This is a genomic window from Cellulomonas sp. P4_H4, assembly GCF_056400865.1.
In genome coordinates this window covers 164249-186962 of record NZ_JBFUKL010000003.1, presented here as the reverse complement: position 1 = coordinate 186962, position 22714 = coordinate 164249, and the positions used below count along the sequence as shown (strand labels likewise).

18 protein-coding genes are annotated in these 22714 nt (G+C 69.9%); 17 read left to right on the top strand and 1 reads right to left on the bottom strand.

Annotated elements, in window-relative coordinates; translation table 11 throughout:
* The first annotated feature begins 105 nt into the window (after window positions 1-105).
* Together aspS and AC1DPN_RS10940 are read left to right on the top strand one after the other, a co-directional pair.
* On the top strand, window positions 106-1875 hold the full coding sequence (gene aspS, locus AC1DPN_RS10945; RefSeq protein ID WP_477084771.1) for an aspartate--tRNA ligase: 1770 nt from the start codon (window positions 106-108) through the stop codon (window positions 1873-1875).
* On the top strand, window positions 1872-2645 hold the full coding sequence (locus AC1DPN_RS10940; protein ID WP_477084770.1) for a GNAT family N-acetyltransferase: 774 nt from the start codon (window positions 1872-1874) through the stop codon (window positions 2643-2645). Before aspS ends, AC1DPN_RS10940 begins: the two co-directional genes overlap by 4 nt.
* 4 nt (window positions 2646-2649) lie before the next feature.
* Here AC1DPN_RS10940 and AC1DPN_RS10935 read toward each other — a convergent pair whose 3' ends face one another.
* Window positions 2650-4893 (bottom strand): MMPL family transporter, encoded by a 2244-nt coding sequence (locus tag AC1DPN_RS10935; protein WP_477084769.1) that lies wholly within the window; start codon window positions 4891-4893, stop codon window positions 2650-2652.
* Between the two features lie 93 nt (window positions 4894-4986).
* Here AC1DPN_RS10935 and AC1DPN_RS10930 point away from each other — a divergent pair, with 93 nt between their 5' ends.
* From AC1DPN_RS10930 to AC1DPN_RS10860, 15 genes are all read left to right on the top strand, one after another.
* Complete coding sequence (locus AC1DPN_RS10930) at window positions 4987-6354, top strand: replication-associated recombination protein A (protein WP_477084768.1); 1368 nt, start codon at window positions 4987-4989, stop codon at window positions 6352-6354.
* A 232-nt stretch (window positions 6355-6586) separates the two neighbouring features.
* Window positions 6587-7213, top strand: coding sequence for a 30S ribosomal protein S4 (gene rpsD / locus AC1DPN_RS10925; RefSeq protein WP_477084767.1), 627 nt, complete (start codon window positions 6587-6589; stop codon window positions 7211-7213).
* A 120-nt stretch (window positions 7214-7333) separates the two neighbouring features.
* Window positions 7334-7702: a DUF948 domain-containing protein gene (locus AC1DPN_RS10920; protein ID WP_477084766.1), complete on the top strand. Its 369-nt coding sequence runs from the start codon at window positions 7334-7336 to the stop codon at window positions 7700-7702.
* Window positions 7702-8070 carry a hypothetical protein gene (locus tag AC1DPN_RS10915; RefSeq protein WP_477084765.1) on the top strand — a complete coding sequence of 123 codons (369 nt, stop codon included), beginning with the start codon at window positions 7702-7704 and terminating at the stop codon, window positions 8068-8070. The genes AC1DPN_RS10920 and AC1DPN_RS10915 overlap by 1 nt, the downstream gene beginning before the upstream one ends.
* Window positions 8071-8160: 90 nt before the next feature.
* Entirely contained in the window at window positions 8161-10842 is a 2682-nt protein-coding gene (gene alaS, locus AC1DPN_RS10910) for an alanine--tRNA ligase (protein WP_477085198.1), read from the top strand.
* A 1-nt stretch (window position 10843) separates the two neighbouring features.
* Window positions 10844-11413: a Holliday junction resolvase RuvX gene (gene ruvX / locus AC1DPN_RS10905; RefSeq protein ID WP_477084764.1), complete on the top strand. Its 570-nt coding sequence runs from the start codon at window positions 10844-10846 to the stop codon at window positions 11411-11413.
* A 55-nt stretch (window positions 11414-11468) separates the two neighbouring features.
* Complete coding sequence (gene mltG / locus AC1DPN_RS10900; RefSeq protein WP_477084763.1) at window positions 11469-12620, top strand: endolytic transglycosylase MltG; 1152 nt, start codon at window positions 11469-11471, stop codon at window positions 12618-12620.
* Window positions 12617-13465, top strand: coding sequence for a shikimate dehydrogenase (locus tag AC1DPN_RS10895; protein ID WP_477084762.1), 849 nt, complete (start codon window positions 12617-12619; stop codon window positions 13463-13465). Before mltG ends, AC1DPN_RS10895 begins: the two co-directional genes overlap by 4 nt.
* A gap of 140 nt (window positions 13466-13605) precedes the next feature.
* Entirely contained in the window at window positions 13606-15279 is a 1674-nt protein-coding gene (locus AC1DPN_RS10890; RefSeq protein ID WP_477084761.1) for a GspE/PulE family protein, read from the top strand.
* 128 nt (window positions 15280-15407) lie between these two features.
* Window positions 15408-17021: a type IV pilus twitching motility protein PilT gene (locus AC1DPN_RS10885; RefSeq protein WP_477084760.1), complete on the top strand. Its 1614-nt coding sequence runs from the start codon at window positions 15408-15410 to the stop codon at window positions 17019-17021.
* Window positions 17021-18253, top strand: a complete 1233-nt coding sequence (locus tag AC1DPN_RS10880) for a type II secretion system F family protein (RefSeq protein WP_477084759.1) — start codon at window positions 17021-17023, stop codon at window positions 18251-18253. Before AC1DPN_RS10885 ends, AC1DPN_RS10880 begins: the two co-directional genes overlap by 1 nt.
* Window positions 18254-18414: 161 nt before the next feature.
* Window positions 18415-18822: a type IV pilin protein gene (locus tag AC1DPN_RS10875; protein ID WP_477084758.1), complete on the top strand. Its 408-nt coding sequence runs from the start codon at window positions 18415-18417 to the stop codon at window positions 18820-18822.
* Between the two features lie 105 nt (window positions 18823-18927).
* On the top strand, window positions 18928-20547 hold the full coding sequence (locus AC1DPN_RS10870) for a prepilin-type N-terminal cleavage/methylation domain-containing protein (RefSeq protein ID WP_477084757.1): 1620 nt from the start codon (window positions 18928-18930) through the stop codon (window positions 20545-20547).
* Window positions 20544-21179: a PulJ/GspJ family protein gene (locus AC1DPN_RS10865; protein ID WP_477084756.1), complete on the top strand. Its 636-nt coding sequence runs from the start codon at window positions 20544-20546 to the stop codon at window positions 21177-21179. Before AC1DPN_RS10870 ends, AC1DPN_RS10865 begins: the two co-directional genes overlap by 4 nt.
* Window positions 21180-21181: 2 nt before the next feature.
* Complete coding sequence (locus AC1DPN_RS10860; RefSeq protein ID WP_477084755.1) at window positions 21182-22708, top strand: hypothetical protein; 1527 nt, start codon at window positions 21182-21184, stop codon at window positions 22706-22708.
* Window positions 22709-22714 lie beyond the last annotated feature (6 nt).

The window sequence follows — 22714 nt, the reverse complement described above, 5'->3', positions numbered from 1 at the left end:
GACCGCCGCGGTCGGAATGCCTGACGCGGCGCACTCGGCTTCCCCACTAGGATCGTCCGGTGCCCGCGAGGGCGCTCCCCTGCATCCCGGAACGAAGGACGACCCGTGCTCCGCACCCACACGGCCGGCTCTCTGCGAGCCGAGCACATCGGTACCACCGTCACCCTCACGGGCTGGGTGGACCGGCGGCGCGATCACGGCGGCGTCGCGTTCGTGGACCTGCGGGACGCCTCGGGCATCGCCCAGGTCGTCGTCCGCGACGAGGCCGTCGCGCACGGTCTGCGCGCCGAGTACGTGCTGCAGGTGAGGGGCGAGGTCGGTCGCCGGCCCGCGGGCAACGAGAACGCGAACCTGGCCACCGGCGAGGTCGAGCTCGTCGCCAGCGAGGTCGTGGTGCTCAACGAGTCCGAGCCGCTGCCGTTCCAGGTCTCGTCGTCGCTCGACGAGGTCGTCGGCGAGGAGGCGCGGCTCAAGTACCGGTACCTGGACCTGCGCCGGCCCGCACCCGCTCGTGCCATGCGGCTGCGCGCCAAGGCGAACCAGGCAGCGCGCCGGGTGCTGGACGCTCAGGAGTTCGTCGAGGTCGAGACCCCGACGCTGACGCGGTCCACGCCCGAGGGCGCCCGCGACTTCCTGGTGCCCGCGCGCCTGTCGCCCGGGTCCTGGTACGCGCTCCCGCAGTCGCCGCAGCTGTTCAAGCAGCTGCTCATGGTCGGCGGGCTCGAGCGGTACTACCAGATCGCTCGCTGCTACCGCGACGAGGACTTCCGCGCGGACCGCCAGCCGGAGTTCACGCAGCTCGACGTCGAGATGAGTTTCGTCGAGCAGGACGACGTCATCGCGCTCGGCGAGCAGATCCTGGTCGCCCTGTGGGAGCTGATCGGGGTGACCGTCCCGACCCCGATCCCGCGCATCACCTTCGCGGAGTCGATGGCCCGGTTCGGCAACGACAAGCCGGACCTGCGGTTCGGGCTCGAGCTCACCGAGCTCACCGAGTACTTCGTCGACACCCCCTTCCGCGTGTTCCAGGCGCCCTACGTCGGTGCCGTCGTGCAGCCCGGCGGCGGCTCGACGCCGCGACGTGGTTTCGACGCCTGGCAGGAGTGGGCCAAGCAGCGCGGTGCCAAGGGCCTCGCGTACGTCACGGTCGGCGAGGACGGCGAGCTCGGGGGACCGGTCGCCAAGAACCTGTCCGACGCCGAGCGCGCAGGTCTCGTCGCGGCTGTCGGGGCGAGCCCGGGCGACGCGGTGTTCTTCGCCGCCGGCAAGACCAGCGAGGCCCGGGCGCTCCTCGGCGCCGCGCGCCTCGAGATCGGCCGCCGCGGTGGCCTGATCGACGACAACGACTGGAAGTTCGTCTGGGTCGTCGACGCGCCGCTGTTCAAGCCGACCGGCGAGGACGACGACGTCGCGGTCGGCGGCGGCGCCTGGACGGCCGTGCACCACGCGTTCACGTCGCCGACGCCCGAGTGGATCGACACGTTCGAGCAGGACCCCGGCGCGGCGCTGGCCTACGCCTACGACATCGTCTGCAACGGCAACGAGATCGGCGGCGGGTCCATCCGTATCCACCGCCGGGACGTGCAGGAGCGCGTGTTCGACCTCATGGGCATCGGCCCGGACGAGGCGCAGGAGAAGTTCGGCTTCCTGCTCAACGCCTTCCAGTTCGGCGCGCCGCCGCACGGCGGGATCGCGTTCGGCTGGGACCGCATCCTCGCCCTGCTGACGGGCTCGGAGTCGATCCGCGACGTCATCGCGTTCCCGAAGTCCGGTGGCGGCTACGACCCGCTGACGGCCGCGCCCGGCCCGATCACGCCCGAGCAGCGCCGCGAGGCCGGCGTGGACTTCAAGCCGAAGGCTCCTCCGGCGGCGTGACCTCGGACGTCCTTGCCGGTCTGCCCGCCCGGTGGCGCGCGGACCGGCTGATCCTCTCGGACAGCAGCCGGTGGTCGGGCCTGGAGTGGTCGGGTGACGACGATGGCGTGCTACTCGTCCTGAGCTCCGCCGGGATGCCCGGTGTGAGCCTGTTCGGGCGGGGCGACGGTGCGGCCGTCGACCGTGCGGCGGTTCTCGTGGCGGGGCAGCACGAGCTGGTCCGCTGGATGAGCGTCCCGCGCACGTCGCAGCCCTCGCGCGCAGTCCTGGATGCGCTCGGCCTGGTGCCGTTCTCCCGCTGGGACTGGCTGTGCGCCGACACCGCCCCGCCGCGCGTCCCCGGTGAGGACCAGGTCCGGCGGCTCGACCCGGTCCTCGACGCCGACGCGATCCGCGCGTGCCTGCAGGAGTCGAACCCGCAGACCTCGGCCGACCCGCTCGCGCCCGGCGAGGTCGGCTGGTGGGGAGTCGACGACGGTGCGAACCTCGTGGGCGTCGTCGGCGTCGCCGCGCGTGGCGCCACCGACGGTCGTGCGTCCTGGCACCTGCACGGGCTGGGCGTCCGGCCGGCGGCGCGAGGGGCAGGGATCGGGTCGGCGCTCACCGCCGTCGCCACGCGGGCAGGTCTCGACGACGGCGCGGCGTGGGTCTCGCTCGGGATCTACGCCGACAACGCCACGGCGCGGCGCCTCTACCACCGTCTGGGATACCGGACCGAGGTCGAGCTCTCCTCGTTCGCTCCGGCGACAGCGGACCGTCCGCCCGCCTGAGCGGTCAGTGGCTGATCCCCAGGCGCTCGTGCAGGCGGCGCAGGAACGGGGGAGCCCACCAGTTCCGCTTCCCGAGGAGCGTCATCGTCGCGGGCACCAGCAGGAGCCGCACGATCGTCGCGTCGATGAGGACCGCGATCGCGAGCGAGAAGCCGACCTCCTTGATGACGAGGAGCTGCCCGGCGACGAAGCCCGCGAACACCACGATGACGATGAGCGCCGCGGACGTGATGATCCGCCCGGACCGCTGCATGCCCAGGCGGACGGCTTCGTCGTTGGAGCGGCCCGCGTCGACGAGCTCCTTGATCCGGGAGAGCAGGAACACCTCGTAGTCCATGGCCAACCCGAACCCGAACGCGACCACGAGGGCGACCACGTAGGTCTCGATGCCGCCGGTCGGCGTGAAGTTCAGGAGGCCGGACAGGTGCCCGTCCTGGAACACCCAGACCATGACGCCGAGCGAGGCGGCCAGCGACAGGGCGCTCGTGAGCAGCGCCTTGACGGGCACCACGATCGACCCGGTCATCAGGAAGAGCAGGACGAGCGTGGCGAGCGCGACGATGCCGATCGCGATGGGTGCGCGTTCCTTGACGGCCTCGGTGAAGTCCATCTGCGACGCCGCCTGGCCGATCACCCACGTGGGGAAGGGCGGGTCGAGGTCGCGGATGTCCTGCACGACCTGTCGTGACGTCTCGTCGCCCGGGTCGTCCGTGTCGGGCCGGACGCCGATCGTGACGTACGAGCCGACCAGCGTCGGGGGGTCCACCGACGCGACGCCCTCGATCTCCTCGAGCGTCGCCGCCCAGGCCGTCGCTTCCTCGAGGGTGGTCTCGGCGACGACCGTGATGGCCGGTGTCGAGGCCGCCGTGTAGTCGCTCGCGAGGAGGTCGACGAACTCCCGCTGGGTGCTGCCGGCCGGTAGGAGCTCGGTGGTCGAGTTGCGCACCTCGAGGTGCAGGAGCGGGATGGCGAGCACGCCGAGCGTCACGAGGGTGCCCAGGAGGACCCACCAGGGGTGGCGCTGCACCCGCCCTGTCAGCCGGGAGAACACCCCCTCCTCGGTCTGCACGTCGGACGTCCGCGCGAGCACGGCACGCAGGCCCGGCACCCGGGCGAGCGCGCTCGGTCGGATCAGGCGTCGGCCGGCCATCGCCATCAGCGCGGGCACGAGGGTCAGCGCCGAGAGGACCGCGACGAGGATGACGGCGACACCTGCAGCGCCGAAGGCACGCAGGATCGGCGCCTCGAACACCATGAGCCCCGCGATCGCGATGGCGACCGTCAGGGCGGAGAACGTCACGGTCCGGCCGGCGGTGGCCATCGTGCGCTCGATCGCCGTGAGCACCGCGCCGTCGCCGCGGCGGCGCCTGCTGGCGCGCCCGTCGTCCTCGTCGACGAGCTTGTGCAGCTCTTCCCGGAAGCGCGACACCATGAGGAGGCCGTAGTCGATCGACAGGCCGAGCCCGAGAACCGTCACGATGTTGACGACCGACGAGTCCAGGTCGATCGCGTACGAGAACACGAGCAGCGCCGCCATCCCGCCCGAGATCGACGCGATCGCCCCGGCCATGGGCATCGACGCGGCGAGGAAGCCACCGAAGACCAGCACCATGATGATCAGCGCGATCGGCAGCGCGATCGCCTCACCGGTGCGCAGGTCGGACTCGACCTGCTGGGTGATGGCGTCGATGATCAGCGCGGTCCCACCGACGATCCCCGTGACGCCGGGAGCCACGGTCTGCAGGTCGTCCGGTACCTCGGTCAGCTGCGCGTGGACCTCGGCGACCGCGTCGGCCTCCTCCTCGCCCGTGAGCGTCGGGTCCAGCTCGACGACGACGAGGAAGCCGTCACCGTCGTTCGCGACGAGCGGTGCTGCCGCGGGGTTCGCCGCGCCGTCGGGCAGCCCGAGCGGGTCGATGACGGCGATGACCCCGTCGATCGCCGACAGGTCCGTCCGCACGTCGTCCATGGCTGTGTCGACGTCAGGATCGGCAGGGTCGATGCCCTGCAGCGCGAGGGTCAGCGAGGCACCGCCCTCGTCGGCCGCGTCGAGGATCGCGCGGCCTTCCTCGCTCTGGGAGCCCGGTACCTCGGGGGCACCGGTCGTCAGCCGGTCGAACAGGTTCTCGCCCTGCACGCCGACGACGGCGAAGCCGTAGCCGAGCACGACGAGCACGATCCACACCGCGACGGTGAGGCGTGGGCGGTGGGCGACGATGCGACCGACACGGACGAACACGCTGGACATCGTCGCAGGTGATGGCGGCAACCTGCACAACCGTCCCCGCCGGGCGCGCCGCACGGGTCACGGGACGTGGGTGGGCGTGCGTACCCTGCGCGCATGGACCTGTTCGATGCAGTGACGTCGACGACCTCGGGCCTGCCCTCCGTCGGGGAGGGGGCGCCCCTCGCGGTCCGGATGCGCCCGGCGTCGCTCGAGGAGGTCGCGGGTCAGGGGCACCTGCTCGTTCCCGGCTCTCCGTTGCGTCGTCTGGTCGAGCCGGCCAACGAGGCGGCCCGGCGTGCTGCGCCGACGTCCGTGGTCCTGTGGGGTCCGCCCGGCACGGGCAAGACGACGCTCGCGTACCTGATCGCGGCGACGTCGGGGCGTCGGTTCGTGGAGCTGTCCGCCGTGACCGCCGGGGTCAAGGACGTGCGCGCGGTCATCGAGGACGCGCGGCGGCGCCTTGCCACGGGTGGCACCGAGACCGTGCTCTTCATCGACGAGGTCCACCGGTTCACCAAGGCGCAGCAGGACGCGCTCCTGCCGAGCGTCGAGAACCGCTGGGTGACGCTCGTGGCGGCCACGACCGAGAACCCGTCGTTCTCGGTGAACTCGCCGCTGCTGTCGCGCTCCCTCCTGCTCACCCTGCAGCCGCTCGCCGCCGACGACGTGCGGCGTCTGGTGCGTCGCGCGGTGGACGACGAGCGGGGGCTCGCAGGTGCGGTGGTGCTCGACGAGGACGCCGAGGACCACCTGCTGCGGCTGTCCGGGGGAGACGCGCGCAAGGCCCTCACCATCCTCGAGGCAGCAGCAGGTGCCGCCCTCTCCGAGGAGGACGCGGTGCCGCCCGTCCTCGTCGACCTCGCCACGATGGAGCGTGCGATCGACGTCGCGGCCGTGCGCTACGACCGGGACGGCGACCAGCACTACGACGTGATCAGCGCGTTCATCAAGTCGGTGCGGGGCTCCGACGTGGACGCCTCCCTGCACTACCTCGCACGCATGATCGCCGCGGGCGAGGACCCTCGCTTCATCGCCCGCCGCATCGTCATCTCGGCGGCGGAGGACGTCGGCCTGGGGGACCCGAGCGCGCTCCAGACCGCGGTCGCGGCGGCGCAGGCGGTCGCGCTCATCGGGATGCCGGAGGCGCGGATCATCCTCGCCGAGGCGGTCGTCCATCTCGCGACCGCCCCGAAGTCGAACGCCGCCTACGTCGGGATCGATCGCGCCCTGGCGGACGTGCGAGCGGGTCGCATCGGGTCCGTGCCGCCGCACCTGCGGGACGCGCACTACCCCGGTGCCCGGGACCTCGGGCACGGGACGAGCTACGTGTACGCGCACGACGAGCCCCACGGTGTGGCAGCGCAGCAGTACCTGCCCGACGAGCTGCTCGGCACCCGCTACTACGAGCCCACCGACCGAGGCTTCGAGCGGTCCGTGTCGGAGCGGCTGGAGCGCATCCGCGCGATCCTCGACACCCCGTAGCGACCTCGCTCGGGCTCGTTGCTGCGGATTGGGGGATCGCGGTGGTCAGAGGGTAGAGTGGTGCGGTCGTCCGCGGGACGGGTGTGCGTGCTTTGCTCGCAACATCCTCGACGGACGGCCACCTGGGGCCTTAGCCGCGTCGCTAGCAAGCGCCGCATCCATGGTCGGTCCCACGCCCGTCGGAACTCCTCCGTCATCGGGTGTGACGTCTACAACGACAGGAAGTATCTCTGTGAGCAGTGTGACCCGTTCGCGCCGCCAGGTTCGCCTGAGCCGCGCCCTCGGCCTGGCCCTGACGCCCAAGGCCGTCAAGCACTTCGAGAAGCGCCCCTACCCGCCCGGTGAGCACGGCCGTGCGCGTCGTCGCACCGAGTCGGACTACGCCGTCCGTCTGCGCGAGAAGCAGCGTCTGCGCGCCCAGTACGCGCTCCGCGAGAAGCAGATGGCTCGTGCGTACGAGGACGCCCGCAAGGCCCCGGGCCTGACCGGTGAGGCGCTCGTCGAGAACCTCGAGACCCGCCTGGACGCTCTCGTCCTGCGCTCGGGCTTCGCCCGCACGATCCTCCAGGCCCGCCAGGTCGTCGTGCACCGCCACATCCTCGTCGACGGCAAGATCGTGGACCGCCCCTCCTTCCGCGTGAAGCCGGGCCAGACGCTCCAGGTCAAGCCGAAGAGCCAGGCCACCGTGCCGTTCCAGGTCGCCGCCGCCGGCGCGCACCGCGACGTCCTGCCGACCGTCCCGGGCTACATCGACGTTCAGCTGGAGAAGCTGAGCTCGGTCCTGGTGCGCCACCCGAAGCGCGCGGAGATCCCCGTGACGTGCGAGGTCCAGCTGGTCGTCGAGTACTACGCCCGCTGACCAGGGCCTGTTCGGCAAGCCGCACCACGAATCGCCCCGCTGCGCCTCGGCGCACGCGGGGCGTTCGTGCGCGGGTAGGGTTTCCGCGGGGTCGATGACCCCCGAACCAGGAGGCAGAACATGTCGGTGGGTGACGTCGCGGGACTGATCGCCGCGATCGCGTTCGTGCTGCTCGTGGGCGTGCTGGCCATTCCGTTGGTCAAGCTCGGCCGGGTGCTCGACGAGACGACGGTGTCGGTCAAGGAGCTCACGGCGCACACCGTCCCGGTGCTGGACGAGACGGCCACCCTGGTGGCGTCGTCGAACACCCAGCTCGAGAACATCGACACGGTCACCACGGCCGCGGCCCAGGTCTCGGAGAACGTCTCCGCGCTGACCTCGCTGTTCGCCGCGACGGTCGGCTCGCCGATGATCAAGGTGGCCGCGTTCTCCTACGGCGTCCGCCAGGCCCTCTCGGGCCTGACGTCGAACGCGCGCAAGAGCCGCTGATGCGTCGCCTGGTCTGGATCGGCGTCGGCGTCGTCGTGACGATCGTGGTGATCCGCAAGGGTCGGGCGATCGTCGAGGCGTACGTGCCGGCGGGCGCGACCGACGCCGTGGGCACGGCTGCGCGGTTCGGGTCGGCCCTGCGCAACGTCCGCCACGACTTCGCTGCGGGCATGGCCGAGCGCGAGCAGCAGCTGCGGCACGACCTGGTGGGCGACGTCGACGTGGACGCGCTCCGCGCCGAGCGACCCGAGCGGGTCGCCGACCTCAAGCGGACCGTCCAGGGCCACCGCGCAGGTCGCAAGCGCGATGCCGACGATCTGGGTCCGACGGACGACCCGGACGACGACGAGAGCTACCCCTTCTTCTGACGCCCGCAGGACAATGGCGTCGACCGATACCAGGGCTGGACCGCACGATGAGGTCCACCCGAGAACCACACACCACGAGAGATGGACACGATGCGCACCGCCGAGATCCGCCAGCGCTGGCTCGACTACTTCGAGGGCCGCGGCCACACGGTCGTCCCGTCGGCCCCGCTGATCTCGCCCGACCCGTCGACGCTGTTCGTCATCGCCGGCATGGTGCCGTTCATCCCGTACATGCTGGGCGAGCAGACGGCGCCCTGGCCGCGCGCGACGAGCGTGCAGAAGTGCGTGCGCACCCTCGACATCGAGGAGGTCGGAAAGACCACCCGGCACGGCACGTTCTTCCAGATGAACGGCAACTTCTCGTTCGGCGACTACTTCAAGGCCGGGGCGATCTCCTACGCGTGGGAGCTCGTCACCGGGTCGCAGGAGTCGGGTGGCTACGGCTTCGACCCCGATTCCATCTGGGTCACCGTCTTCTACGACGACGACGAGGCGGCTGCGCTCTGGAAGGAGATCGCGGGCCTGCCCGACGAGAGGATCCAGCGTCGAGGCTGGAAGGACAACTACTGGTCCACAGGTGCGCGCGGACCGGCGGGTCCGTGCTCGGAGATCTACGTCGACCGCGGCCCGGAGTTCGGCGCCGAGGGCGGCCCGGTCGTCGACGAGGACCGCTACCTCGAGATCTGGAACCTCGTCTTCATGCAGTACGAGCGCGGTGACGGGGGCGGGAAGGAGGACTTCCCTATCCTCGGCGAGCTCAAGCAGAAGAACATCGACACGGGCATGGGCCTGGAGCGCGTCGCGTACCTCCTGCAGGGCGTGGACAACCTGTACGAGATCGACGAGGTGTTCCCGGTCATCCAGGGTGCGCAGGACCTGTCCGGCCGGCGGTACGGCGCGGTCCAGGACGACGACGTGCGCATGCGCGTCGTGGCGGACCACGTCCGTAGCGCGCTCATGCTCATGGGCGACGGCGTGGTTCCCTCGAACGAGGGCCGCGGCTACGTGCTGCGCCGACTCCTGCGCCGCTCGATCCGGGCCATGCGCCTGCTGGGCGTCGACGGCCTGGCGCTCCCGACGCTGCTCCCGCTGAGCAAGGACGCGATGAGCCCGAGCTACCCGGAGCTCGCGACGAACTTCGACAAGATCAGCCAGGTCGCGTACGCGGAGGAGGACACGTTCCGACGCACGCTCGCGGCGGGCACGACGATCCTCGACACGGCCGTGCAGGCGGTGAAGAAGGAGGCGCTGAGCGTGCTCTCGGGCGCGCACGCGTTCCAGCTGCACGACACCTACGGCTTCCCGATCGACCTGACGCTCGAGATGGCGGCGGAGCAGGGCGTCCAGGTCGACGAGACGGCGTTCCGCAGCCTCATGAAGGAGCAGCGCGAACGTGCGCGCGCGGACGCGCTGGCCAAGCGCGCGGGCCGTGCCGACAACGCGGCGTACCAGGAGCTGCACAGCACACTGAGCAGCGAGAGCGCCAAGCCCGTGCAGTTCGTCGGCTACACCGACTCGACCACGAGGTCGCGAGTCGTCGGCCTGCTCGTCGACGGCGTCCCCGCGCCCGCGGCGACCGCGCCCGCCGACGTCGAGGTCATCCTGGACGTCACGCCGTTCTACGCAGAGTCCGGCGGTCAGCTCGCCGACACCGGCACGATCGTGCTCGAGGGTGGCGGACGCATCGAGGTCGACGACGTGCAGGCGCCGGTCAAGGGCCTCTCCGTGCACCACGGCCGGCTCGTCGACGGCACCGTGACGTTCGGCGAGGCCGGCACCGCGGCGATCGACCTCGTCCGTCGCCGCGCGATCGCGCGGGCGCACACGGCGACGCACCTCGTCCACAAGGCGCTGCACGAGTCGATCGGGGAGAGCGCGACGCAGGCGGGCTCGCTCAACGCGCCCAGCCGCCTCCGCTTCGACTTCCGCTCGCCGTCCGCCACGCCGTCCGAGGTCGTCGCGGAGATCGAGGCGCGTGTCAACGAGCGACTCCAGGACGACCTCGAGGTCACGGACGCGGTCATGCCGATCGACGAGGCACGTGGTCGTGGCGCGATGGCGCTGTTCGGAGAGAAGTACGGCAACGAGGTGCGGGTCGTCGACATCGGTGAGGGCTGGTCACTCGAGCTGTGCGCGGGCACGCACGTCAAGCGGTCCGGGGAGCTGGGACTGGTGACCCTGCTGTCCGAGTCGGCCATCGGCTCCGGCGTGCGCCGCGTCGACGCGCTCGTGGGTGCGGGGGCCTACGGGTTCCAGGCGAAGGAGCGGGCCCTGGTCGGCCAGATCTCGGGCCTGCTCGGTGCGCGCCCGGACGACCTGGCGGACCGCGTGTCCTCGCTGCTCACCAAGCTCAAGGAGTCCGAGAAGGAGCTCGCGACGCTACGGCAGGCGGCGCTCCTCGCGCAGGCGGGCTCGTTGGCGTCGGGCGCGCAGACCGTGGGGGAGACCCGCGTGGTCACGCACGACGCGGGCGACGTGACCTCGAGCGACGAGCTGCGCACGCTGGTCCTCGACGTGCGCTCACGGCTGGGCGATGCGGCGCCGTCGGTCGTCGCGGTCGGCGGCACCAGCAAGGGCCGCCCCGTCGTCGTCGTCGCGACCAACGCGGCGGCGCGTGAGCGCGGGGTGCGGGCCGGTGCGCTCGTGCGCACGGCGTCGGGCATCCTCGGCGGCGGCGGAGGCGGTAAGGACGACCTCGCGCAGGGCGGTGGCACGGACGCCGACAAGCTCGTCGAGGCGCTCGCCGCGGTAGCCGCAGGGGCGAACGGCTGACGTGAGCGGACGTCGCGACACGCCCGAGCCTGTCGTGCGTGGGGTCAGGCTCGCGGTCGACGTGGGATCGGTCCGGGTCGGCCTCGCGGCGAGCGACCCCGACGGTCTCCTGGCCACGCCAGTGGCCACGCTCGCCCGAGACTCCAGCGGGAAGGGCCGCGTGCCCTCGGACATCGCGTCGCTGGTGGGCGAGGTGGAAGAGCGACGTGTGGGTGTTGTGTACGTCGGACTTCCCCGACACCTGTCTGGGTCGGAAGGTGCCGCATCGCAGGCCGCGCGCGCGTACGCTGTCCAACTGGCGCAGGCCATCTCACCGGTCTCGGTGCGGATGGTCGACGAGCGGATGAGCACGGTGTCCGCTCATCAGGCGCTTCATGCGTCCGGCCGATCCGGGCGCAGCCACCGCAAGGTCGTCGACCAGGCGGCCGCGGTGGTGATCTTGCAGTCCGCGCTTGACGCGGAGAGTGCGACGGGGCGACGTCCCGGAGAACGGGTCGTCGTCGATCCATCTCAGCACCCTCCGAAGGCGCGCGGGGGGGCTGCGGGCGACGCACAGACGACGGTGGAGTGACGCGCACGTGAGCAATCAGACCGAGTGGTGGGCCCCTGTGGAGCGAGGTGACGAGGTGACCGACCTGTTCGGCGGCGACTCGCAGGCCCCCGCCCCCGACCCTCGTCGTTCGTCCCGGTCCAAGGGTCGCGCCAAAGAGATGCGCGAGCGCAAGCGGCGCCGCCGCCGCTCCATCGCCGTCCTGGTCGTCGCGATCGTCATGGTGCTCGGCGCGGCGTACGTCGTCGTCGAGCTCATGGGTGGCATGTTCCAGAGCGGCTCCGCGGACGCGGGCGCCGTCGAGGACTACCCGGGTCCGGGTCACGGCGCGACCACGGTCGTGATCACCTCCGGGCAGACCGGCGCGCAGATGGCGACGACCCTGGTCGACGCCGGTGTCGTGGGCAGCGCCAAGGCGTTCAACCAGGCCTTCGCCGAGAACCCGGATGCCAGCACGATCCAGCCGGGCACGTACAACATGCTGCTCGAGATGAAGGCGTCCGACGCAATCGTGGCGCTGCTCGACCCGGCCAGCCGCGCGTCGTTCCGGGTCACGATCCCGGAGGGGCTCACGCGTGACCAGACGCTCACCAAGATCAGCGAGAAGACCCTGATCCCGATCGAGGAGCTGACCGCCGCTGCGGCGGACCCGGCCGCGATCGGCCTGCCTGCCGAAGCCGGCGGCAATGCCGAGGGCTGGCTGTTCCCGGCGACGTACGACGTGCAGCCCGACGCGACGGCTGCCAGCGTCCTGGCGCAGATGACCGCGCAGACGCAGGCGGTCCTCACGGCCAAGGGAGTCCCGCGCGAGCAGTGGTCGGACGTGCTCAAGAAGGCGTCCCTCGTCGAGCGCGAGGCGAAGCTGGACGAGGACCGGCCGAAGATCGCGCGTGCGATCCAGAACCGCCTCGACCGCGACATGAAGCTCGACATCGACGCTGCGACCGCCTACGGCGCGCACAAGTCGGGGACCGACCTGACGGACGCAGACCTGGCCGACACGACGAACCCGTACAACCTGCGCAAGGTCGTCGGCCTGCCGCCGACGCCGATTGCGTCCCCGGGTGAGAAGTCGATCGACGCGGTCCTCAACCCCGCCGAGGGCCCGTGGCTCTTCTGGGTCACCGTCAACCCCGAGACCGGTGAGACGCTGTTCGCCACGACCAACGACGAGCACAACCAGAACCGCCTCAAGCTCGACCAGTGGCTCTCCGAGCACGGTCAGTGACCTCAGGCACGGCATCGCACCGGGCGGCGGTGCTGGGTCATCCGATCGCGCACTCGCTGTCCCCGACCCTGCACCGCTCCGCCTACGCGGCGCTCGGGCTCGAGGACTGGCAGTACGACGCCATCGACGTGACCGAGGACGGCCTGCCGGCCTTCGTCGGTGGGCTCGACGACTCGTGGGCAGGGCTGAGCCTGACCATGCCGCTCAAGCAGGCGGTGATCCCGCTGCTCGACCACATCGAGCCGCTGGCCCAGGTCGTCGGCGCGGTGAACACCGTGCTGCTGCAGGGCACGGGCAGCTCGCGGATGCTCGTCGGGGCGAACACCGACGTGCACGGTCTCGTCGCCGCGCTCGGTGAGGGCTTGGAGGGTGCGGCCGTGGCGACGGCCGCCGTGCTCGGAGCAGGCGCGACCGCGTCGTCCACCCTGGCCGCCCTGGCGCAGCTCGGGTGCGCGTCCCCGGTCGTCTACGTCCGGGCCCTGTCCCGTGCGGGCGGCCTGATGCGCGCGGCCCACCGGATGGGCGTCACGCCGGTGTTCCGGTCGCTGGACACCGCTGCCGCGGAGATCGGTCGCGCGGACGTCGTCGTGTCGACGCTGCCTCCGCACGCCGCGGATCCGCTGGCCGCCCGGCTGAGCGGTCCCGTCTCGGGCGTGCTGCTGGACGTGGCCTACGACCCGCGGCCGACCGCGCTGTCGGCCGCGTGGGCGGCGGCCGGGGGAGTCGTGGTCGGGGGCGAGCGGATGCTGCTGCACCAGGCGGCCGAGCAGGTTCGGCTCATGACCGGTCTGACCGGCCCGGTGGACGCGATGGCTGCCGGCCTCGAGGCGCAACTCGCCCACTGAGCCGACGTCTCGACGACACCCGTCGGAAAACTCGTCGGTAACTACCGCCTGCGGATGCTCAACGAGGCACGCCCTCGTGCCGATGCTCCTCGGGAGGTCCTGCGCCATGAGCGGCTGCGGGCGAAGCGGAGGTACGGCGCGTGAAGCAGCTCGGGGAGATCCTGCTCGACGAAGGGCTCGTGACCGAGAGCCAGCTTCTCGCAGCGCTCGACGAGACGATGACCAGGGGCTCGTCCCTGGGCCGCACCCTGGTGGATCTCGGTGTGCTCAGCGAGAGCCAGCTGGTCAAGGCCCTCGCAGCGCAGGTCGGGATGCAGTTCATCGACCTCGACGACTACCCGGTGGACCGCACGGCGCTCAGCCTTGTCCCGGCCGCGCTGTGCCGCCGGTACACCGTGCTCCCGGTCGCCCTCGAGGGTGGCTCGATCGTGCTCGCCACCGCCGACCCGGGCAACGTCATGGCGGTCGACGACGTCCGATCCATGGCCGGCATGCCCGTGATCTCGGTCGTGGCGGCGCACGACAACCTCGTGCGTGCGATCGACCGGTACTGCCGCGCCGACGACGAGATGGAAGGTCTCTCGCAGGCCTTCGAGGACATCGAGACCGAGCAGCAGGCCGACCTGTCGAAGATGGGGGAGATCTCCGACGACGACGCCCCGATCGTGCGCTTCGTCAACCTGCTCGTGACGCAGGCCATCACCGACCGTGCGTCGGACATCCACATCGAACCGTCCGAGCACGACCTGCGGGTCCGTTACCGCATCGACGGCGTGCTGCACGAGACGCAGCGGGCGCCCAAGCAGATCCAGAGCGGCGTGATCAGCCGCGTGAAGATCATGAGCGACATCGACATCGCGGAACGGCGCAAGCCGCAGGACGGCCGCATGTCGGTGGTGCACAACGGGCGCAAGATCGACCTGCGCGTGGCCACCCTGCCGACTGTGTGGGGCGAGAAGATCGTCATGCGCATCCTCGACAACTCGACGGCCAGCCTCGACCTGCGGGACCTGTCGTTCCTCGACAGCAACTACGAGGTCTACCAGGCGGCGTACACGAAGCCCTACGGGATGATCCTCGTCACCGGGCCGACCGGTTCGGGCAAGTCGACCACCCTGTACGCGACCCTGAACGCCGTCTCCAAGCCGGAGATCAACGTCATCACCGTCGAGGACCCGGTCGAGTACCGGCTCGCCGGCATCAACCAGGTCCAGGTCAACCCGAAGGCCGGTCTGACGTTCGCCGGCGCGCTCCGCTCGATCCTGCGGTCCGACCCGGACGTGGTGCTGCTCGGTGAGATCCGTGACCACGAGACCGCGCAGATCGCGATCGAGGCGGCGCTCACCGGGCACCTCGTGCTGTCGACCCTGCACACCAACGACGCGCCTTCGGCAGTCACGCGTCTGACGGAGATGGGCATCGAGCCCTTCCTCGTCGGCTCGGCGCTCGACTGCATCGTCGCGCAGCGTCTCGCGCGCAGGCTGTGCTCGAACTGCAAGGCGCCCTACACACCGACGCCGCAGGAGATGCTCGCCGCCCGCTTCCCGTGGATCGACGGCGAGCCGCTGCCCGAGCTGATGCGACCGGTCGGGTGCGTCACGTGCTCGCGGACCGGCTACCGGGGGCGTCTGGCACTGCACGAGGTCATGCGGGTGACCGAGGACATCGAGCGTCACGCGGTCGCCCACTCGTCCAGCGCGGAGATCGCCGCCACCGCCGTCAAGCAGGGCATGATCCCGCTGCGCGACGACGGCTGGGAAAAGGTGGCACTCGGTCAGACCTCCATCGAGGAGATCCTGCGCGTCGTCGCGTAGCGGGCGACCGAGACACGCGCGCACCTCAAGTTCGGTGCGGGTGTCGCCGATGAACGGACCAGAGCACAGGCCCAGATACCTGCACGCCCGTGCCGGTCGAAGCCAGGCGACCTTGTGGAGGGAATGACGTGAGCGAGCCCTATCAGGGATCCGCGGGGGAGCCCTCGCGGCCCTTGCCGCCGTACCGACCCGCCGGACCACAGGCGGTACAGCCTGCCGGACCGCCCGCGCCGGCCGGACCGGTCGTGAACGCGATGTTCTCGCCGATCCCGTCGCAGAGCGTTGCGCCGCCGCCCAGCGCGTCGTACACGGCGCCCGTGGAGTCCTACGCCACGCCTGGTACGTCCTACCCTGCGCCCGCGTACGCGCAGCCCGTAGGGGCGCCTCCCGCCGCCGGCGTACCAGCGCAGCCCCCGGCCTACGAGCCGCCGGCGCAGGCGCGGGCTGCCGCGTCGACCCAGACGTTCCTGCCTGCGGCGGTACCCGCACCGGCCGCGCCCGCGGCACCCGAGCAGCCGGCGGAACGCCCCGCGGACACCGCCGTGCGCGCGCCGGAAGGCGGGCAGCGTCGCAGTCTCGGGCAGGAGCCCGAGGCGGACGACCTGCCTGTCGACGCGATCCTCACCGAGATGGTGCGCGTCGGTGCGTCCGACGTACACCTCACCACCGGCACCTCACCGATGGTCCGCGTGAACGGGTCCTTGCGTCCGCTGGACCAGTTCGGGGTGGTCAAGCCTGAAGGGCTCCGACGCTCGATCTACGCCTTCCTTACGCAGAAGCAGCGGGAGCGGTACGAGGCGAACCTCGAGCTCGACCTGTCGTACTCGGTCCGTGGCCTGGCTCGGTTCCGCGTGAACATCTACCAGCAGCGTGAGTCGATCGGGGCCGCCTTCCGCGTGATCCCCTACGAGATCAAGCCGCTCGAGGCGCTCGGCGTGCCGCCGGTGGTGGGCACGTTCGCCGGCTTGCCTCGTGGCCTGGTGCTGGTCACCGGACCGACAGGCTCGGGCAAGTCCACGACGCTCGCCTCGATCGTCGACCTCGCCAACCGGACCCGCGAGGACCACATCATGACCGTGGAGGACCCCATCGAGTTCCTCCACCGCCACAAGAAGTGCGTGGTGAACCAGCGCGAGGTCGGCCAGGACACGCACTCGTTCCAGGCCGCGCTCAAGCATGTCCTGCGGCAGGACCCGGACATCATCCTCGTGGGCGAGATGCGCGACCTGGAGACGATCTCCGTGGCGCTGACGGCGGCCGAGACCGGTCACCTCGTCTTTGCCACGCTGCACACCCAGGACGCCGCGCAGACCATCGACCGAGTCATCGATGTGTTCCCGGCCCACCAGCAGGCCCAGGTTCGCACCCAGCTGGCCGGTGCCATCCAGGGCGTGGTCTGCCAGACCCTCGCGAAGCGGTCGGACGCGCCAGGGCGCGCCGTCGCCACCGAGGTGCTCGTGGCCACCCCCGCCATCCGCAACCTGATCCGCGAGGGCAAGACGCACCAGATCTACTCGGCGATGCAGGCCGGCGCCAAGCAGGGCATGCACACGATGGACCAGCACCTGTCGGATCTGGTCAAGACCGGCAAGATCTCCTACGAGACCGGACTGGAGAAGTGCCACCACGTGGAGGACTTCAACCGACTGACGGGCCGGTTCTCCGGCGGTTCGCAGGGCGCGGCCGGCATGGGTGACCAGGCCACCATGGGCGGCACCTCGTTCGGAAGCCAGGCCTTCTGATGACCGCGGCGGGCACGAAGACGTACGAGTACGCGGTCCGGGACAAGGGCGGCAAGATCGTCAAGGGTCGCGTCGAGGCGGCCAACCAGGCGGCCGTGGCGAACCGGTTGCGCGAGATGGGACTCGCGGCGGTCTCGATCTCGGAGGTCAGCACCGGAGGTCTGAACTCCGAGTTCTCGATCCCGGGGTTCACCGACAAGATCAAGCTCAAGGACCTGGCGGTCATGTCCCGCCAGCTGGCGACGATGATCAACGCGGGACTTTCGCTGCTCCGCGCGCTGACCATCCTTGCCGAGCAGACCGAGTGCAAGCCACTCGCGAAGGTCGTCGCCCAGGTGCGCAGCGATGTCGAGGAGGGCACGTCGCTCTCCATCGCGTTGAACAAGCATGCAGACGTCTTCCCGCCCCTGATGATCAACATGGTCAAGGCTGGCGAGGTCGGCGGCTTCCTGGACACCTCGTTGCTGTCGATCGCGGAGAACTACGAGGCGGAGGTCAAGCTCCGGGGGAAGATCAAGTCCGCGATGACCTATCCCGTCATGGTGTTCATCATGGCGATCCTGGCCACCGTCGGAATGCTTCTGTTCATCGTCCCGGTATTTGCCGGCATGTTTGAGGGGCTCGGCGGCCAGTTGCCATTGCCGACGCAGATCCTGGTCACATTGTCTGGCTGGATGAAGATCCTTGCGCCCATTCTTCTTGTCGTGAGCATCGCTTTTACCGTCTGGTGGGCGCGCCACAAGAACGACGAGGGTGTGCGCAACCGGCTCGACCCGATCAAGTTGAAGGTGCCGGTCTTCGGCAACCTGTTCCAGAAGATCGCCGTCTCCCGGTTCACCCGGAACTTCGGCACGATGATCCACGCGGGCGTCCCTCTGCTGCAAGCACTCGACATCGTCGGCGAGACCAGCGGCAACGTCGTGATCGAGCGTGCGGCGAAGGATGTCAGGGACGCGGTCCGGACAGGTCAGTCGCTGACCGAGCCGCTGGCGAAGCATGCGGTCTTCCCGCCGATGGTCGTGCAGATGATGGCCGTGGGCGAGGACACGGGCGCGCTGGACACCATGCTCGAGAAGATCTCCGAGTTCTACGACCAAGAGGTCGAGGCGACCACCGAAGCGCTGACGTCCCTCATCGAGCCCCTCATGATCGCCGTCATCGGCGTGATCATCGGCGGCATGATCATCGCCATGTACATGCCGATCTTCAAGATCTTCGACCTGATCGGCTGAGGCATTCCCGGTACGAACTACGCCGACCGAGTGAATGTCGAACATTCGGCGTCGTTGGCTCAAGCCGCAGGCAGATGTGCCCGATAGCAATGATGCAGGACCTGAACCGGCCGAGCCGGACCGCTGTTGACAACGCACCCACTCATCTTCAGGAGCAGACAATGATCGCTCGTATCCGCAAGTCGATGGACGAGAAGGAGCAGGGCTTCACGCTCATCGAGCTCCTCGTGGTCATCATCATCATCGGCATCCTCGCCGCCATCGCCATCCCGGTCTTCCTGAACCAGCGCCAGAAGGGCTGGGACGCGGCCATCAAGTCGGACCTCAAGAACGCCGCAACAGCCGAGGAGACCTACCTGACGGACAACGGCGTCTACACCGACGTCGTCGACCCCGACCTGACGGACAACGGCTTCAAGTACTCCGAGGCGGGCAACTACGACGCCGGCGTCCAGGAGATCACGATCGTCGCCACGGCCGGTGACTCGTACGTTCTGACCGCCGTCTCGGCCTCCGGCAAGACGTGGGAGTACGACAGCGCGCTTGGCGGGCTCCAGCCGCAGCCGTGATCGGAGGCGCTGACCTCCAGCGCTGACGGTGGGGAGGAAAGGGTGATCCTTTCCTCCCCACCGCTCGTCCGTCACCAGGAACGACTCAGAACGAAGGGGCACGAGATGCGTCGACTGGTCAGCAATGTTCGCCGCGACGAGGGCGGTTTCGGTCTGATCGAGATGGTCGTGGCCCTGCTGATCGCGGGTATCGTCTTCGGCGCGCTGGCGACGACGCTGATCGCCGCGGTGCGCTCGTCGGTCTACAGCCGGCAGAACCAGCAGGCCACCGACTACATGACGCAGGCCATCGAGGAGCTGCGGCTGATGAGCTACGGCTCGCTCTCGGTGGATGCCTCTCTGCTGTCGGGTGACCCGAGCGTCGTGAGCTGTGCCGCTGGTCCCCTCTGCATCGATGTCGGCGGCTCAGTCGAGGCCATCGTCACCGCGTCGATCGCCGGCGTCTCCGCGGTCGACACGCTGCACGACGCGCAGACCAACGAAACGACGTTCACACTTCGCCGCTACGTGACCGCGGTGGACGGTACGGGTACCGACCTCGTCCGCCGGGTCACCGTGTCGATCGAGTGGACTTTCAACGGGAAGACGCACACGCGGAGCACGTCGACGGTCATCGCCTACTCCCAGCGCGGGCTCCCGCTGCCGTACTTCACCCTCAAGCCCGCGACGTCCACGGTGTCGATCAACCCGGGCGCGACCGTCGTGCACACCTACACGCTCGAGAACAAAGGCGCCCCCGACCGCTGGAACCTCACGCTCAGCGGGAGTGCGACCGGCTTCTCGCTGCACGCCGACACGGACAACTCCGGGGACTACGACGACGGCATCGACGCCCTTCTGACGGATACCTCGGGCGACGGCGTCGTCGACACCGGTCGCATCCAGCCCGGCACCACGTTCAGGTTCTACCTGGTGCGCGTCACGAGCGTGTCGACCCCGCTTGCGACGTTGACGACGAACGTGACTGCGCGGTCGGTCGCCCAGCCGACGGCAAGCACGGCGTCGGCCACGGCGACCGCGACGACTGTGATCGTGTCCGGTGCTGTGGCGCCCACGGTGGCCCCCACACCGACGCCCTCCGGCTCCGGGTCGCCCAGTCCGTCACCGTCCGCGACGGACGTCGTCTGCGCCCTTGGTTCCGTGCCGGCGTCGAGCCCCCCGACGGGGTACACGGCCAAGTCGTACGCCCTGCACAACAAGGGCTTGTCGACGTCGACGACTCTCGCGCAGCTCGACATGAACGGCACGGCCCCGAGCAACAGCGCGCTGGGCACCTACTCGACGGACCAGAGCGCGACCCTGACCGGTCGTCAGGTCGTGGCGTCCGCGACCAGCTCGTCTGCGGCGCTGCTCGCCCTGAGCGGCCCGACGAGCTACGCCGACTGGTCGATGGACCTCGGCGCGAAGCTGAACATCTCGGGTGGGTCGGTCGTGCAGGTCTGGGTCGCGGCACCCGCCGGTGCCGTATCGGGCGCCTCGGTGCCGGTCGTGCTCTACTCGACGAACTCCGCGGGCGGCAACAGCCACGTCCTGGCGTACACCTCGGGCACCGTGACCTCCGGCTGCGCAGGCTTCCAACAGGTGGCGGTGCAGCTGCCGTCCATGTCGGCGCAGCAGGTGAGCAAGAACAGTCAGCTGCACGTCCGTGTGGCCCTGTCGACGACCCTCCGGCTGGGCTACGACGCGACGATGATGCCGGCGTCCCTGACGGTGAACGTCAAGTGAACCGACTCAGGGAGGCCCTCCAGACGAGTCGCCGAGCCGGCGACCGCGGCGTCACGCTCATCGAGCTCCTGGTCACGATGATCCTCATGGGCGTCGTCTCGTCGCTCGTGCTGGGAGCCGTGATCCAGTCGACCCGCGTCCTGACGCACGTGGACGATGAGGAGTCAGGCCTCTCTGACGCGAAGATCGTGTTCGACCGGATCGCCCGCGACGTCCGGGAGTCGCGTGGAGTGGTCTGCGACGGCGGACTCGCGGATCCCGCTGATGCCTCGAGCGCTGACCCGTACTGCGCGGCCCATCTGCAGGTCTGGGTGGACTCGAACTCCGACTACGTGGAGCAGCCTGGTGAGTGGATCACGTGGCGGCTGGAGCAGAACGTGGACGGGGTGCACCACGACGTGTGGCGCGTCACCGGCAAGGACGGCACCCCGCAGACGCGGCACCAGCAGGCCTCGTCGCTCATCGTCGACGCGGTGTTCGGGTACAGGGACGGTAGTGGACTCATTGCGGCCAACGTCCTTCCGACCGCCGCGCAGCAGGTCGACATCACATTGACGTACGACACCATCGTCGGCCGCGGCGCGAACCCGCGAAGCGTCGAATTCTCCGCGCGGCTCCGAAACAAGGGGTGACCATGATCGGCAAGGTGCGCCGGGCGATCCGGCTTCGAGCGCAGGGCGACCAGGGTGTCGGCCTGATCCTCGTCATCGGGGTCAGCGTGTTCGTCTTCCTCATCGCGACCGCGGCCATCGGGCTGGCGATCAACGGGGTCAAGCAGAGCAGCAACCGGCAGTCGTTCGAGAAGGGGCTCGCAACGTCCGAGACAGGCATCGACTTCGCCCTCGGCAAGATCCAGGAGTCGTTCACGACTCTCGGTGCGGACTATCCCATCCCCGCGACGACGACGGCGCTGGGCGGGACCCTACTGTGCAACGACGCAGAGATCTCCTTTCCCGCGTCGGGGGAGGGTGCGGACGGGGTCTTCTCCTCCGAGGACGCCGAGCGCACCTGGGCCCGGACGCACCTCGACGCCATCGCGACGAACACCAGCTGCCGGCAGCAGGGCGACGGTGGCGAGTTCGTGGTGCTCAAGCCGCCCTCGACCAACCTCAAGTACGGCCGGGTGTACGCCCTGTCGGCGACACCCTCGTTCGACGACCCCAAGCGCACGCGCTTGGTCAAGGACGAGTACGTCTTCATGCCCTACCGGCCGCAGTTCGCCATCCTCTCTGCCGGCAACCTGAGACTGTCGTCGTCGACGACCGTCACGAGCGCCGCCGGCACCGACCCCTCGTTGGCTGGCGTGCACGCCAACGGTGTCGTCAGCGGCGTCGGCAACCCGACGGTCTACGGCCCCGTCTCGAGCACCGGTTCGTCGAGCTTCTCCTCGAACAAGTTCTACAACGCCGCGAACTCCGGCAACGGCGGCGCCGTGCAGTCCCAGCCCGCGCAGCAGGTTCCTCGTATCTCCGCGAGCAGCCTCTACAGGCAGGCGGGGACGCTCGACGCCACGGCACTCGCAGAGTGGTACGACCTGTGCCACGGTGGCGAGGTGCGCAACTACTCGGCCTCGGGTCCGTGCACCGGCACCGCAGCAGGCGCCAGCCTCGCCTCCGGGGGGTCGTTCCGTGGGTGGGAGTTCGATCTCGGCACTCACACGTGGACCGCGACGCGCGATGTCATCTCTGGGACGTACTACGTCGATCAGGGAAACGTCGTCAACGGGAACGGCAACGCCACCGTGGATCACCTGACCGTCATCGCTGCCGCGCAGAACCCGACGGACTGTTCCACCAAGCGCTACGGGAACATCACGTGGGACCACTACGCGATCGATCGCACGGCGTTCGGGGGGCAGTGGCTCTTCGCCGACAGCGACCTCGTGACCACGTCCAACTTCACCGCGGGCCAGATGACCGCTCCGATCAGCAGCGGCATGTTCGTCGCCGGAGACCAGATCCAGATGGAGACGTCGAGCCAGGGTGCGGTCGGCTCGGTGCTCGCCGCCGACCAGTGCGCGACCCCGACCACGGGGCCGAACTACGGTCTGATCACGTCGTCCGAGGTGAAGAACCCCGCCGTCTACTACGACGCCAAGGCCGACTCGGCCTTCACCAGCGTGATCACCACCGCGCTGTGGCTCGACTACTCGGGCGGCTGATCGGGG